At 65.6% G+C, this 12,830-nt stretch carries 12 protein-coding genes; 6 read left to right on the top strand and 6 right to left on the bottom strand.

What is annotated here, in order from left to right; all coding sequences use genetic code 11:
* Positions 1-124: 124 nt before the first annotated feature.
* The 3 genes from parC to ACT531_RS09645 are packed head-to-tail and all read right to left on the bottom strand — an operon-like array spanning position 125 to position 5,349.
* The gene (parC, locus tag ACT531_RS09655) at positions 125-2,482 is read right to left on the bottom strand and encodes a DNA topoisomerase IV subunit A (RefSeq protein ID WP_476017267.1); all 2,358 of its coding nucleotides are present in this window, start codon (positions 2,480-2,482) and stop codon (positions 125-127) included.
* The gene (locus tag ACT531_RS09650; protein ID WP_476017266.1) at positions 2,479-3,333 is read right to left on the bottom strand and encodes a lytic transglycosylase domain-containing protein; all 855 of its coding nucleotides are present in this window, start codon (positions 3,331-3,333) and stop codon (positions 2,479-2,481) included. Before ACT531_RS09650 ends, parC begins: the two co-directional genes overlap by 4 nt.
* Positions 3,334-3,366: 33 nt before the next feature.
* Entirely contained in the window at positions 3,367-5,349 is a 1,983-nt protein-coding gene (locus ACT531_RS09645) for a DNA topoisomerase IV subunit B (protein ID WP_476017265.1), read from the bottom strand.
* A gap of 130 nt (positions 5,350-5,479) precedes the next feature.
* Between ACT531_RS09645 and ACT531_RS09640 the strand changes: the two genes are divergently transcribed.
* The 6 genes from ACT531_RS09640 (at position 5,480) to ACT531_RS09615 (ending at position 10,484) form a co-directional block, all read left to right on the top strand.
* Entirely contained in the window at positions 5,480-6,697 is a 1,218-nt protein-coding gene (locus ACT531_RS09640) for an MFS transporter (protein ID WP_476017264.1), read from the top strand.
* Positions 6,698-6,717: 20 nt separating this feature from the next.
* On the top strand, positions 6,718-6,873 hold the full coding sequence (locus tag ACT531_RS09635; protein WP_309823142.1) for a hypothetical protein: 156 nt from the start codon (positions 6,718-6,720) through the stop codon (positions 6,871-6,873).
* 90 nt (positions 6,874-6,963) lie between these two features.
* Positions 6,964-7,518: a class I SAM-dependent methyltransferase gene (locus ACT531_RS09630; RefSeq protein ID WP_476017333.1), complete on the top strand. Its 555-nt coding sequence runs from the start codon at positions 6,964-6,966 to the stop codon at positions 7,516-7,518.
* 30 nt (positions 7,519-7,548) lie between these two features.
* Complete coding sequence (gene dapA / locus ACT531_RS09625; RefSeq protein WP_476017263.1) at positions 7,549-8,445, top strand: 4-hydroxy-tetrahydrodipicolinate synthase; 897 nt, start codon at positions 7,549-7,551, stop codon at positions 8,443-8,445.
* 48 nt (positions 8,446-8,493) lie between these two features.
* Positions 8,494-9,591 (top strand): outer membrane protein assembly factor BamC, encoded by a 1,098-nt coding sequence (gene bamC, locus ACT531_RS09620; RefSeq protein ID WP_476017262.1) that lies wholly within the window; start codon positions 8,494-8,496, stop codon positions 9,589-9,591.
* Positions 9,592-9,701: 110 nt separating this feature from the next.
* Entirely contained in the window at positions 9,702-10,484 is a 783-nt protein-coding gene (locus ACT531_RS09615; protein ID WP_476017261.1) for an MBL fold metallo-hydrolase, read from the top strand.
* 123 nt (positions 10,485-10,607) lie between these two features.
* On the opposite strand, the gene ACT531_RS09610 is transcribed toward ACT531_RS09615, so the two are convergent.
* The 3 genes from ACT531_RS09610 to ACT531_RS09600 form a co-directional block, all read right to left on the bottom strand.
* Complete coding sequence (locus tag ACT531_RS09610; RefSeq protein WP_476017260.1) at positions 10,608-10,889, bottom strand: hypothetical protein; 282 nt, start codon at positions 10,887-10,889, stop codon at positions 10,608-10,610.
* A 250-nt stretch (positions 10,890-11,139) separates the two neighbouring features.
* Positions 11,140-11,661 carry a hypothetical protein gene (locus ACT531_RS09605; RefSeq protein WP_110959283.1) on the bottom strand — a complete coding sequence of 174 codons (522 nt, stop codon included), beginning with the start codon at positions 11,659-11,661 and terminating at the stop codon, positions 11,140-11,142.
* A 13-nt stretch (positions 11,662-11,674) separates the two neighbouring features.
* Entirely contained in the window at positions 11,675-12,805 is a 1,131-nt protein-coding gene (locus tag ACT531_RS09600; RefSeq protein ID WP_476017259.1) for a JmjC domain-containing protein, read from the bottom strand.
* Positions 12,806-12,830: the final 25 nt, after the last annotated feature.

Raw genomic sequence — 12,830 nt, 5'->3', positions numbered from 1 at the left:
CTTGGAGCGGCGAAAAAACGCAGCGAGATGGCCCCGGCCGAGCGCTGCGCCAGAGGCAACGCTGCAGCAGGGGCATGGCCGCAGGATGCGGCAAAAAGCGCCAGAAGCCTTGTGCGAGCCGCTGTTACTCGACCCGCGTCACCGCCTGGGGCTTGAAGCCCAGGTCCGCCGCCTTGCCCTTGCGGCCGCGTGCGGCGCGGGCGTTGTTCAGACTGCGGATCTCCAGGGTCTCATCGCGCACCTTGCCACCCCGGCCCATGCCATCGAGGCGGATGCTGCGCGTATAGGCGGCAGCGCCTGCGAGCTGGTCCTTGTCTTCCAGGTCGATCAGCATCAGCCCCCGGCCGCCGTTGGCCATGGTTTTCAGCTCGGTGATCTCGAACGTGAGGATGCGCCCGCCGGTGGAGGCGCAGGCCACATGCGTGGCGGGCACCACCGGTTTGCTGCCTGTGGTGCCTGCGGCGTGGGAAGGTACGCACACGGTTTCGCCCTCGCCCAGGGTGATGAAGGCCTTGCCGCCCTTCTGGCGCGACACCATGTTCTCCACTGCCGCCAGGAAGCCGTAGCCGCCCGAGTTGGACAGCAGCAGCGTGGCGTTGGCGGGCCCCGCAAAGTAGTGCAGCAGCTGCGTGCCTGCTTCCAGCTCAATCAGCGTGGTGACCGGCTGGCCGTCGCCACGTGCCCCGGGCAGCAGTGACACGGCCACCGAGTACACGCGGCCATTGCTGCCAAAGGCCAGCAGGGTATCGACCGTGCGGCATTCAAACGTGCCATACAGCCCGTCGCCCGCCTTGAAGGCAAAGCTGGCGGCCTCATGCCCATGGCCAGTGCGGGCGCGCACCCAGCCCTTTTGCGAGACGACCACCGTGACAGGCTCGTCCACCACCTTCACTTCGGCCACCGCCTTTTTCTCGGCCTGGATGAGCGTGCGGCGTGCGTCGGCAAAGGTCTTGGCGTCGGCCTCGATCTCTTTCACCATGGTGCGGCGCAGCGAGCCGGGGTTGTTCAGGATGTCTTCGAGCTTGCCCTGGCTGTCGCGCAGCTCTTTCAGCTCTTGCTCGATCTTGATGGCTTCGAGCCGCGCGAGCTGGCGCAGGCGGATTTCGAGAATGTCCTCGGCCTGGCGGTCGCTGAGTTTGAAGCGTGCAATCAGCGCGGCCTTGGGGTCTTCGGCCTGGCGGATGATGGCGATCACCTCGTCGATGTTGAGCAGCACCAGCTGCCGCCCTTCGAGAATGTGAATGCGGTCCAGCACCTTGTTCAGCCGGTGCTGGCTGCGGCGGATGATGGTGGTCTGGCGGAAGGCGATCCACTCTTCCAGCATCTGGCGCAGCGACTTCTGCACGGGCTTGCCATCGAGCCCCACCATGGTGAGGTTGATGGGGGCCGAGGTCTCCAGGCTGGTGTGGGCCAGCAGCGCGGTGATCAGCTCTTGCTGCGGGGTCTTGCCTGTTTTGGGCTCGAACACCAGGCGCACGGGCGCGTCCTTGCTCGATTCATCCCGCACCACGTCCAGCACGGCCAGCATGCTGGCCTTCAGTTGCGTCTGCTCCTGCGTCAGCGCCTTCTTGCCCGCCTTGACCTTGGGGTTGGTGATTTCCTCGATCTCTTCCAGCACCTTCTGCGTGCTCACGCCGGGCGGCAGTTCGTTGACCACCAGTTGCCACTGGCCGCGCGCCATATCTTCGATCTTCCAGCGCGCACGCACCTTCAGGCTGCCCCGGCCGGTGCGGTAGGCGTCGGCAATGTCGCCGGGGCTGCTGATGATCTGGCCGCCGCCGGGGTAGTCCGGGCCGGGCACGATGGCCAGCAGCTCGTCCTGGCTCAGCGATGGCGTCTTGATGAGCGCCACGCACGCATCGGCAATCTCGCGCAGGTTGTGGCTGGGGATCTCGGTGGCCAGGCCCACGGCAATGCCGCTGGCTCCATTGAGCAGCGCAAACGGCAGGCGGGCGGGCAGCTGGCGGGGTTCTTCGGTGCTGCCGTCGTAGTTGGGCATGAAATCCACGGTGCCTTCGTCGATTTCATCGAGCAGCAGGCTGGTGATGCGCGACAGGCGCGCTTCGGTGTAGCGCATGGCGGCAGCGCCGTCGCCGTCGCGGCTGCCGAAGTTGCCCTGGCCGTCGATGAGCGGGTAGCGCTGGGCAAAGTCCTGCGCCATGCGGACCAGTGCGTCGTAGGCCGACTGGTCACCGTGCGGGTGGAAGCGGCCCAGCACATCGCCCACCACGCGGGCGCTCTTGACGGGCTTGGCGGCCGTATTGCGCGTGGGGCCGCTGTAGCCCAGCCCCATGCGGTCCATCGAATACAAGATGCGTCGCTGCACGGGCTTGAGGCCGTCGCACACATCGGGCAGCGCACGGCCCTTGACGACCGACAGCGCGTATTCCAGGTAGGCGCGCTGGGCGTAGCCCGCCAGGCCCAGGGAGTCGCCTCCGTCATCGCCTGCGGTGGTGAAATCAAGAGTGGGTTGGTCGCTCATTCGTTCGGAATCGTCGGTAAGGGTTCAAACGCGGTCTGCGGCGCGTTGCGGGTCTGTGCCACCTGGGTGGGCGGCAGGTTGCCCCGGTTCTGTGCGCCGCCCGACAGCTCCATGCGCACACGGCCCGGCAGGGCGCGCTGTGTCAGCACGGGCGCTGGCGGCTTGAGCTGGGCGTACAGGCCCAGCACAGTGCGCACGTAGTTTTGGGTTTCCTTAAAGGCCGGGACTTGGTTGCCCGCCTTTTGCACGGCGCCTTCGCCCGCGTTGTAGGCGGCCACGGCCAGGTCGATGCGGCCGGGGAACAGGTCCAGCAGGTAGCGCAGGTAACGGGTGCCGGTGGGCACGTTCACAGCGGGGTCGGCCAGTTTTTGCTCCACCGTGCGCTTCTTGTCCGCACTCACGCCAAAGCGGCTGGCAGTGGCGGGCATCACCTGCATCAGGCCCACGGCGCCCTTGGGCGATACGGCGGCGGCGTCAAAGCCGGACTCGGTGGCGATCACGGCCTGCAGCAGCTCATAGTCCACGCCATGCTGGCTGGACGCAGCGCGCAGGTGGTGCTTGACGCGCTTGTAGTCGGGCGCAATGTCGAAAAACGCCAGCAGGCGCGCGCCCGCTGCAGGCAGCGCGTAGGGCATGGGCGAGGCATTGACGGGCGTATCCCGGGTCGAGTCAAAGTCGTTGCCACGAAAAAACAGCTGGTAGCGCGCATCGACCTGCTCCGCCGCAAAGTGCGTCACGCCACGCTCGTCCACATGCGCCCACAGGTCTGCACGGGCTGTTTGCTGCAAAAAGCAGAGCAAACAACCCAACACATACCAGCGCAAGCGACCGATTTGGCGAAATGAGGTCATGGCAGGCGGCTCGGGCGCGTATGACGCTGCTCTTCAGATATCGACCTCGACCGCATCGCCATGCAGCTCCATCAGTTCGCGGCGCGCGGCGGCTTCGCCCTTGCCCATGAGCTTGGTGATGAGGCCTTCGGTGGCGGCAAAGTCCATGTCGCCCAGTTGCACGGGCAGCAGGCGGCGGGTGTCGGGGTTGAGCGTGGTTTCCCACAGCTGTTCGGCGTTCATCTCGCCCAGGCCCTTGAAGCGGCTGATCTGGCACTTCTCGCGCGGCACGCCGTCCTTTTCGGCCTTGTCCAGGATGGCGGCCAACTCGCCGTCGTCCAGCGCATACATCTTGGCGGCGGGCTTCTTGCCACGGGCGGGCACGTCCACGCGGAACAGCGGCGGGCGCGCCACGTAGATGTGGCCGGCCTCGATGAGCTTGGGGAAATGGCGGAAGAACAGCGTGAGCAGCAGCACCTGGATGTGCGAGCCGTCCACGTCGGCGTCGGACAGGATGCAGACCTTGCCATAGCGCAGGCCGCTCAGGTCGGGGGTGTCGTTGGGGCCGTGCGGGTCCACGCCAATGGCTACCGAGATGTCGTGGATTTCGTTGTTGGCAAACAGGCGGTCGCGCTCCACCTCCCAGGTGTTGAGCACCTTGCCGCGCAGCGGCAGGATGGCTTGGCTTTCCTTGTCGCGGCCCATCTTGGCGCTGCCGCCCGCTGAGTCGCCCTCGACCAGAAACACTTCGTTGTGCGCCGTGTCGCGGCTTTCGCAGTCGGTGAGCTTGCCGGGCAGCACAGCCACGCCCGAGCCCTTGCGCTTTTCCACCTTCTGGCCCGCCTTCTGGCGAGTCTGCGCGGCTTTGATGGCCAGCTCAGCCAGCTTCTTGCCGTATTCCACATGCTGGTTCAGCCACAGCTCCAGCGCCGGGCGCACAAAACCGCTGACCAGGCGCACAGCGTCGCGCGAATTCAGGCGTTCCTTGATCTGGCCCTGGAACTGTGGGTCCAGCACTTTGGCCGAGAGCACATAGCTGGCGCGCGCAAACACGTCCTCGGGCAGCAGCTTCACGCCCTTGGGCAACAGACTGTGCAGTTCGATGAAGCTCTTGACCGCGTTGAACAGTCCGTCGCGCAGGCCGCTTTCGTGCGTGCCGCCCGCACTGGTAGGGATCAGGTTGACGTAGCTCTCGCGCATGGGCTGGCCGTCTTCGGTGAAGGCCACGGCCCAGGCGGCGCCCTCGCCTTCGGCAAAACTTTCGTTGTTGCGGTCGGCAAAACCCTCGCCCTCAAACAGCGGGATCACCGGATCGCCGTTCAGCGTCTGCATCAGGTAGTCACGCAGGCCGCCCTTGTACTGCCACGTTTGCGTGTCGCGGGTTTTCTCGTTGACCAGCTGCACCGTTACGCCGGGCATCAGCACGGCCTTGCTGCGCAGCAGGTGGGTGAGTTCGCCCATGGGCAGGGCGCTGGATTCAAAATACTTGGCGTCGGGCCAAACGCGCACCGAAGTGCCCTGCTTGCGCTCGCCCGCCTCCAGCGGCCGGGCCACCAAGGGCTCGATCACATCACCGGCCGCAAACACCAGGCGCGCCACCTTGCCCTCGCGGTAGCTAGTGGCTTCGAGCCGGGTGGCCAGCGCGTTGGTGACCGACACGCCCACGCCATGCAGGCCGCCCGAGAAGCTGTAGGCGCCGCCCTTGCCCTTGTCGAACTTGCCGCCCGCGTGCAGGCGGGTGAAGACCAGCTCGATCACCGGCGCGTTTTCCTCCGGGTGCAGGCCGAAGGGGATGCCCCGGCCGTCGTCTTCCACACTGACCGAGCCGTCGACGTGCAAGGTGACGCGGATTTTCTTGCCGTGGCCGGCCAGGGCCTCGTCGGCGGCGTTGTCCAGCACCTCCTGGATGATGTGCAAGGGGTTGTCGGTGCGGGTGTACATGCCCGGGCGCTGCTTGACGGGCTCCAGGCCCTTGAGCACGCGGATCGAACCTTCGGAATATTCGCTGGCGGAAGCAGAAGACGGTTTGGCAGACATAGCGGCGGATTGTAGTGCGGCCACCGCCCTGGGGCTGGATAAAAAGACAGTCTTCGCGCGACCCTGACGGCAACTGTATTGGTCGCGGGTGTATCAGCGCGTTTCACACAATCTGGCTACATTCCTGCGCATGCATATGAATCCTCCCAAACTATCCATGTTCCAGGTGCTGGCCTGCGGCGCGGCCATCGTGACCTTGTCCATGGGCACCCGCCACGGGTTCGGGCTGTGGCTGCTTCCCATCACCCAGGAGATGGGCTGGACGCGCCAGTCGTTCGCCCTGGCCATCGCCATCCAGAACCTGTCCTGGGGCCTGATCGGGATCTTTGCGGGCATGGCGGCCGACCGGTTTGGGGCCTTCCGCGTCCTGCTCGGTGGAGCGGTGTTGTATGCCGTGGGCCTGGCAGGCATGGCCCTGTCGCCCACGCCCACGTTATTTGCACTGACGGCGGGCGTGCTGATTGGCGCGGCCCAGGCGGGCACCACCTATGCAGTGATTTACGGAGTGCTGGGGCGGCAGATTGCTCCCGAAAAGCGCTCGTGGGCCATGGGCGTGGCGGCGGCAGCGGGCTCGTTCGGGCAGTTTCTGATGGTGCCGGTGGAAGGCTGGCTCATCGCTGGCCTGGGCTGGCAGCAAGCGCTGCTGGCGTTGTCGATGGCGGTGCTGCTGATCGTGCCGCTGGCCTTTGGCTTGCGGGAGCCGGGCTTCAAGGGCACGGCCCCGGTCAAGCGCGACCAGACCATTGCGCAGGCCCTGGGCGAGGCCTTCCGCTACCCCAGCTTCAACCTGCTGATGGCGGGCTACTTTGTGTGCGGCTTTCAGGTGGTGTTCATTGGTGTGCACATGCCCAGCTACCTCAAGGACCACGGCCTGTCGCCCCAGGTGGCCAGCTATGCGCTGGCGCTGATCGGGCTGTTCAACGTATTTGGCACCTACATCGCGGGCACGCTGGGCCAGCGCATGCCCAAGCGCCACATCCTTGCCTTCATCTACTTTGCCCGCGCGGTGGCGATCAGCATCTTCCTGCTGGTGCCGCTGTCGCCGCTGTCGGTGTACGTGTTCTCGGCGGTGATGGGCGCGCTGTGGCTGTCCACCGTGCCCCCCACCAATGCCACCATCGCGCAGATCTTCGGGGTGCAGCATTTGTCGATGCTGGGCGGCTTTGTGTTCTTCAGCCACCAGATCGGCAGCTTCCTGGGCGTCTGGCTGGGGGGCTATCTGTATGACGCTACCGGCAGCTACGATATCGTCTGGTACATCGCGATTGGTCTGGGGATTTTTGCCGGGCTGGTGAACTTGCCGGTCAAGGAAAGCCCGATCTCGCGCAGCAGCCCACAACCCGCCTGACCTTTTGGCCCCCTCCCTGCATGAGCCACCCCACCCCGCCCCGCAAAACCACGCCGCGCGCCCTGCGCTGGCTGGGCGGCGCTGTGGCCGTGCTGCTGTGCCTGGTGGTGTTTGGCTTCTACACCGTACCCGAATTCATGGTGATGCTGGCCGACCAGATGTGGGCGTGTTTTTGACCTCTTTCGCTGGGTTTTCAAGCGTTTTTGGCCGCAAGCGCTAGTGAATCATGCGCTGGCAGCTATCATTTTTATAGTCTCATGCACGGTATGCACGGTACAGAGGCCCCCTCGGAATGGGTGCGGCGCTGGAGCCACCTGATCGCTCCCCACAGCTCTGTGCTGGACGTTGCCTGCGGCGCAGGGCGCCACCTGCGGCATCTGCGCGAACTGGGGCATACCGTGGTCGGCGTAGACCGGTCGGCCGAGGCGCTGGCCGCCTGCGAAGGGCTGGGCGAGCTAGTGCAGGCCGACATCGAAAACGGCCCCTGGCCTTTTGCAGGCCGCCAGTTTGGTGGCGTGGTCGTCACCAACTACCTGTGGCGCCCCTTGCTGCCCACCATCGTGGCCAGCGTGGCACCGGGCGGGGTGCTGGTCTATGAAACCTTTGCCCAGGGCAACGAAACCGTGGGGCGCCCGGCCCGGGCTGAGTTTTTGCTGGCGCCCGGCGAGCTGCTGCACGTGTGCAAGGAATTGCGCGTGGTAGGTTATGAAGACGGCTTCATCGACGAACCTGCGCGTTTCGTGCAACGCATCACGGCCGTACGGGAACTCCCGCAGGCGGGCGGACCCTCACGACATCTTTTGCACGTTGGGGCTAGTTAGAATGCCCTTTTACCGTTTACCACTGCGGACATGACTTCTTCTTCCGTGCCACTCACCGGCAGCATCGTCGCCCTCGTCACCCCCATGCATGAGGACGGTAGCGTGGACTACCCCACCTTGCGCAAACTGATCGACTGGCACATCGCCGAAGGCACCGATTGCATCGGCGTGGTGGGCACCACAGGCGAGTCCCCCACGGTGAACGTGGAAGAACACTGCGAAATCATCCGCGTGGCCGTGGAACAGGCCGCCAAGCGCGTGCCCATCATGGCCGGCTGCGGCGCCAACTCCACCGCCGAGGCCATCGAACTGGCCAAGTTCGCGCGCGGCGTGGGGGCCGACAGCCAGCTGCAGGTGGTGCCCTACTACAACAAGCCCACCCAAGAAGGCCAGTACCAGCACTTCAAGGCCATTGCCGAAGCCACGGGCGACCTGCCCATCGTGCTGTACAACGTGCCCGGCCGCTCGGTGGCCGATATGCAGCACGACACCGTGCTGCGCCTGGCCCAGGTGCCCGGCATCATTGGCATCAAGGAAGCCACCGGCAACATTGAGCGCGCCCAGTGGCTCATCCGCGACGTGCCCAAGGACTTTGGCGTGTACTCGGGCGACGACCCGACCGCCGTGGCCCTGATGCTGTGCGGTGGCCACGGCAACATCAGCGTCACGGCCAACGTGGCCCCGCGCCTGATGCACGAGCTGTGTGTGGCCGCCCTGGCGGGCGACGCGCGCCGGGCCATGGAAATCCAGTTCCAGCTGATGCCCGTGCACAAGAACCTGTTCGTCGAAGCCAACCCCATCCCGGTCAAGTGGGCCATGGCCCGCATGGGTCTGTGTGGTGGCACCATGCGCCTGCCCATGACGCCCCTGGCCAGCAGCAACGAGGCTGTGGTCGAGTCGGCACTGCGCACCAGCGGCCTGATCTAATCCGGGCTTTTGCGCCCGCTCTCAGAGACACTTCCCAAGGATTTCCGCGTGAAAGCTGCTACCACCCGCCTCAGCCTGCTGGCCCTCGCCATGGCCCTGTCCGCCTGCTCCACCAGCATTCTGGAAGGCGACAAGATCGACTACAAGAGCGCCGCCAAGGGCTCGTCGCTGGAAGTCCCGCCGGACCTCACCCAGCTGTCGCGCGACTCGCGCTACGCCATGCCGGGTGGTTCGGTCTCTGCCGCCGCCATGCAGGCCGGCCAGGCGGCGCAGCCGTCGGGCAACGCCAACGCGGCGGCGCTGCAGCTGGGCGACGTGCGCATCGAGCGCGATGGCAACCAGCGCTGGCTGGTGGTCAACCGCCCTGCCGACAAGCTGTGGGAGCCTGTGCGCGACTTCTGGCTGGAAAGTGGCTTCACGCTGGCCCAGTCAGAGGCCAATGTCGGCATCATGGAAACCGACTGGGCCGAGAACCGAGCCAAGCTGCCGCAGGATTTCATCCGTTCCACCATCGGCAAGCTGATGGAGTCCCTGTACTCCACCGGCGAACGGGACAAGTTCCGCACCCGTCTGGAACGCAATGCCAATGGAGCCACCGAGATCTACATCACCCACCGCGGGATGGTCGAGGTCTATGGCAACGTCACCAAGGACAGCACCGTCTGGCAGCCTCGCCCCTCCGACCCGGAACTCGAAACCGAATTCCTGCGCCGCCTGATGGTCAAGCTGGGTGTGAGCCAGGAGCAGTCCAAGGCTGTCGCCGCAGCCCCTGCACCCCGCGCCCAGGCCGCCCGCATGGCCACGGTGAACAATGTGCCGGTAGTGCAACTGGACGAAGGTTTTGACCGCGCATGGCGCCGTGTGGGCTTGGCCCTGGACCGTACCGGCTTCACGGTGGAAGACCGCAACCGCAATGAAGGCACGTACTTCGTGCGCTACGTGGCGCCGGACACCGAGAAGAAAGAGCCAGGCTTCTTCAGCAAGCTGTTCAGCTCCACTTCCGCAACCCCTCCGCTCAAGTACCGCATCGTAGTGCGCAGCCAGGGTGAAGCAACCACCGTGTCGGTGCTCAACGAAGCCGGCGCCCCCGAGACCTCGGCCAATGCCGAGCGCATCGTGCGCGTGATTGCTGACGATCTGAAATAAGCGGCGCAGGCCGAAAGGCCGCCACCCACACCTCTGGAGCCCCCTCCGCCTTCGGGTGGACGGTGGCTCTGGTTTTTTGGGCTGCCACAAACCCATTCTTTCGCCCCGCTATGCTTCGATTCAAGAACCTGGGCAGCGGCAGCACCGGCAATGCCACGGTGGTCGAAGGCCGCAGCGGCAGCCAGGTGCGCCGCCTCTTGATCGATTGCGGGCTCGGCATCCGGCAATTGCAGGCCCGTCTGGCACAGGCGCAGTTGCAGGTGGAAGACCTGGACGCCCTCTTCATTACCCACGAACACTCCGATCACATCGGCTGTGCCCAGACCCTGGCGCTGCGTTTTCGCATTCCCGTGTGGATGAGTGAAGGCACGTACGCGGCCCTGGGCGCGCCAGACCTGGACGGCTTGCTGCGGGTAGCGCACGACATGGAGGCAATCGACATGGACGCCTTCGAAGCCCGCCCGTTCACCGTGCCGCACGATGCCCGAGAGCCTCTGCAGCTGCGCTGCTCCGACGGCGCCGCACACCTGGGCATCCTGACCGATCTGGGCCATGCCAGTCCCCATGTGCTGCAGCAACTGCAGGGATGCCACGCCCTGATGATCGAGGCCAATCACGATCCCGACATGCTGGCGGCCTCTCGCTACCCGCCGTTCCTGAAACGCCGCGTTGGCGGGCTGTACGGCCACCTGGCCAACACAGCAACCGCAGAGATCCTGAGCGCGGTGCAGCATGACCGCCTGCAGCGTGTGGTGGCGGCGCACCTGAGTGCGCAGAACAACCTCCCCGCCCTCGCTCGCCAATCGCTCGCTGCCGCGCTGGGTTGGGCGGATGAGGAGATCCAGGTCGCCAGCCCCACCGAGGGGACGCAATGGTTCGACGTGAACCCCTGATGGCCCGAACCGTGCGCCCTTGACTGCCTCACCCTGGCGAAGGGCATAAAAAAAGCCCCGGACCTTGCGGTGCGGGGCCCTGGCACAGGCTGACCTTGGGGTCAGCCCAGAGCCTGCAGCGATTTACTTGGCTGCGGAAGCGCCGGTAGCGGCGGTGGCAGCAGCGTCAGCAGCAGCCTTGGCAGCGTCAGCGGCAGGAGCAGCAGCGTCAGCAGCAGGTGCAGCGGCGGCAGGAGCAGCAGCGTCGGAAGCGGCAGGAGCTGCTGGCTCGGCGGCGGGAGCAGGTGCTGCGGCGGGAGCTTCCGCAGGAGCGGGAGCGGGTGCTGGAGCGGGTTCTTCCTTCTTGCCACAAGCGGCGAGTGCAGCAGCAGCGATCAGGGCGGCCAGAACGAGAGAGTTCTTCATTTCGATTTTCCTATTTGGACAGACAGAATCTTGAAAAGCCACGGCGTCAGGCTTCCTGAGCCCATGCACGCATTGGCACAATGCACTTGGTTGCACCTTTTTGGGCACAGCCGCAGATTATATTGGTATTTAGTCAATACTGACTAACACTGACGAAAGCTTTACGCCCGCTTGACTTTGCGCAGTATCCCGGCGGGCGCGACCGCCGCGTAGCGCCCTGTCAACGGGCGCTACCCAAAATGGGGAAAAGCTACAGCCCCAGTGTGGTGGAGGGAAATCCAGGCGCGCTCTTGCTGCGCACCCACTCGTTGAGCGTCTCATGCAGCAGCACCCGGCGATCGGCCTCGCTGCCAGTCACCCCCACGCAGCGCTCGGGATCAAGCCGGTGCAGCACCCATTGCGGCGACCACAACGCACTGGGCAGGTCCAGCGGGTCGGCCGCCGGGCTGCGGCGACAGGTGATGATGTGGTCCCAGGTGCCGCGCCAGCGCACAAAGCGGGCATGGCGGCGGATCACGTCGTCATAACTGCAAGCCAGCATGGTGAAGCGCCGGCCGCTGCGGGCCCAGTCCTGCAAGGCCTCGACCACCGCACGCTCGCCCAGGGGCCAGTCATGGAAGTTGGCATCGCTGATGAAAATTTCCTGCCAGCCATCCCGCGCCGCCGTCGCAATGGCGTCGCGCACCAGTTGCTGAAACGTCTCGCGCCCGCTGAATCGCCCGCTGGGCAAGTCGCGCAAAGGCTCGGCAGAGGGGGTGGCTGTATCGGTCATCACTGGCTCCTGGTCATTCTCCACCGGCCCAGACATGGGCCCAGCCCGCATCGCACCACGACGAAAGCAGTTCCAGCGCATCGTCGCTGGCCCGTGCCAGATCCCGCGCCGATAGCCGGCGCTCATCCGCCAGGCGCCGCATCAGCGTGGCGTCACGCCCCGCTGCGCGGTAACTTTCGCCGTTGATGAAGATGTGGTGTGCGTCGTACATCATGCGGCTCTTGCGGTCCAGCCGTACCCCTTCCAGCATCACCCGGGTGTCGCCTGGCTCAAACCACACGCTGGGTTTAGGCTCGGTGAGGTACTCGCCCAGCGCGCGCTCCAGCACCAGGGGCTGGGCCAGCGCACGCGACAGGGCCTCGCGCGCAAAGTCCTGCAGCCCGGCGGGAATATGCGCTGGCTGCGCCACCGCGTCCTGCCCTGCATCGCGATAGAGCAACGGGTGGTCGTCCTCCCCGGCATCTTCCGCCAGACGCACCAGCAGCTCCTGCGCCAGCTCGGCGCGGGCTGGCGCGCGAAAACCGATGGAATACGTCATGCACTCGCCTTCGGCGATCCCGTCGTGGGCATAGCGCGGTGGCAGATACAGCATGTCACCCGGCTCCAGCACAAACTCTTCTTCGGGCTCAAACTCGGCCAATATCTTCAAGGGAATGCCGTCGCGCAGCGACAGATCCTTCTGGCGCCCGATGCGCCAGCGCCGCTTGCCGTGCGCCTGCAGCAAAAAGACGTCGTAACTGTCGAAATGGGGCCCTACGCCACCGCCGTCGCTGGCGTAGCTGATCATGAGGTCGTCCAGCCGCGCCTCGGGCACAAAACGGAACTGCTGCATCAGCGCATGCACCGCGTCGTTGTGCAGATCGACGCCCTGCACCAGCAGCGTCCAGTCGGGCTGCTGCAACGCAGGCAGGGCTCGGCGGCTGAAGGGCCCGTGGCGCAGCTTCCAGGCACCTTTGACCAACTGCACCAGACGCGACTCCACCCCCTCCTGGGCGGCCAGCGCAAACAGCTCAGGCCGCAGCACCGGCGGCGCAAACTGGGGGATCGCCTGGCGCACCAGCAAGGGCTTCTTCTGCCAGTGGCGGCGCATGAATTGCGCGGGAGTGAGGCCGCCGAACAGCGCCAGGGGTTGCTGAATGTCCATGGGGAAAGTCTCGCCCTTTTGCGGG

The sequence above is a fragment of the Acidovorax sp. DMC1 genome (assembly GCF_056314325.1).
The sequence above is the reverse complement of the archived record's forward strand: the minus strand, read 5'-3'. Positions and strand labels throughout refer to the sequence as shown.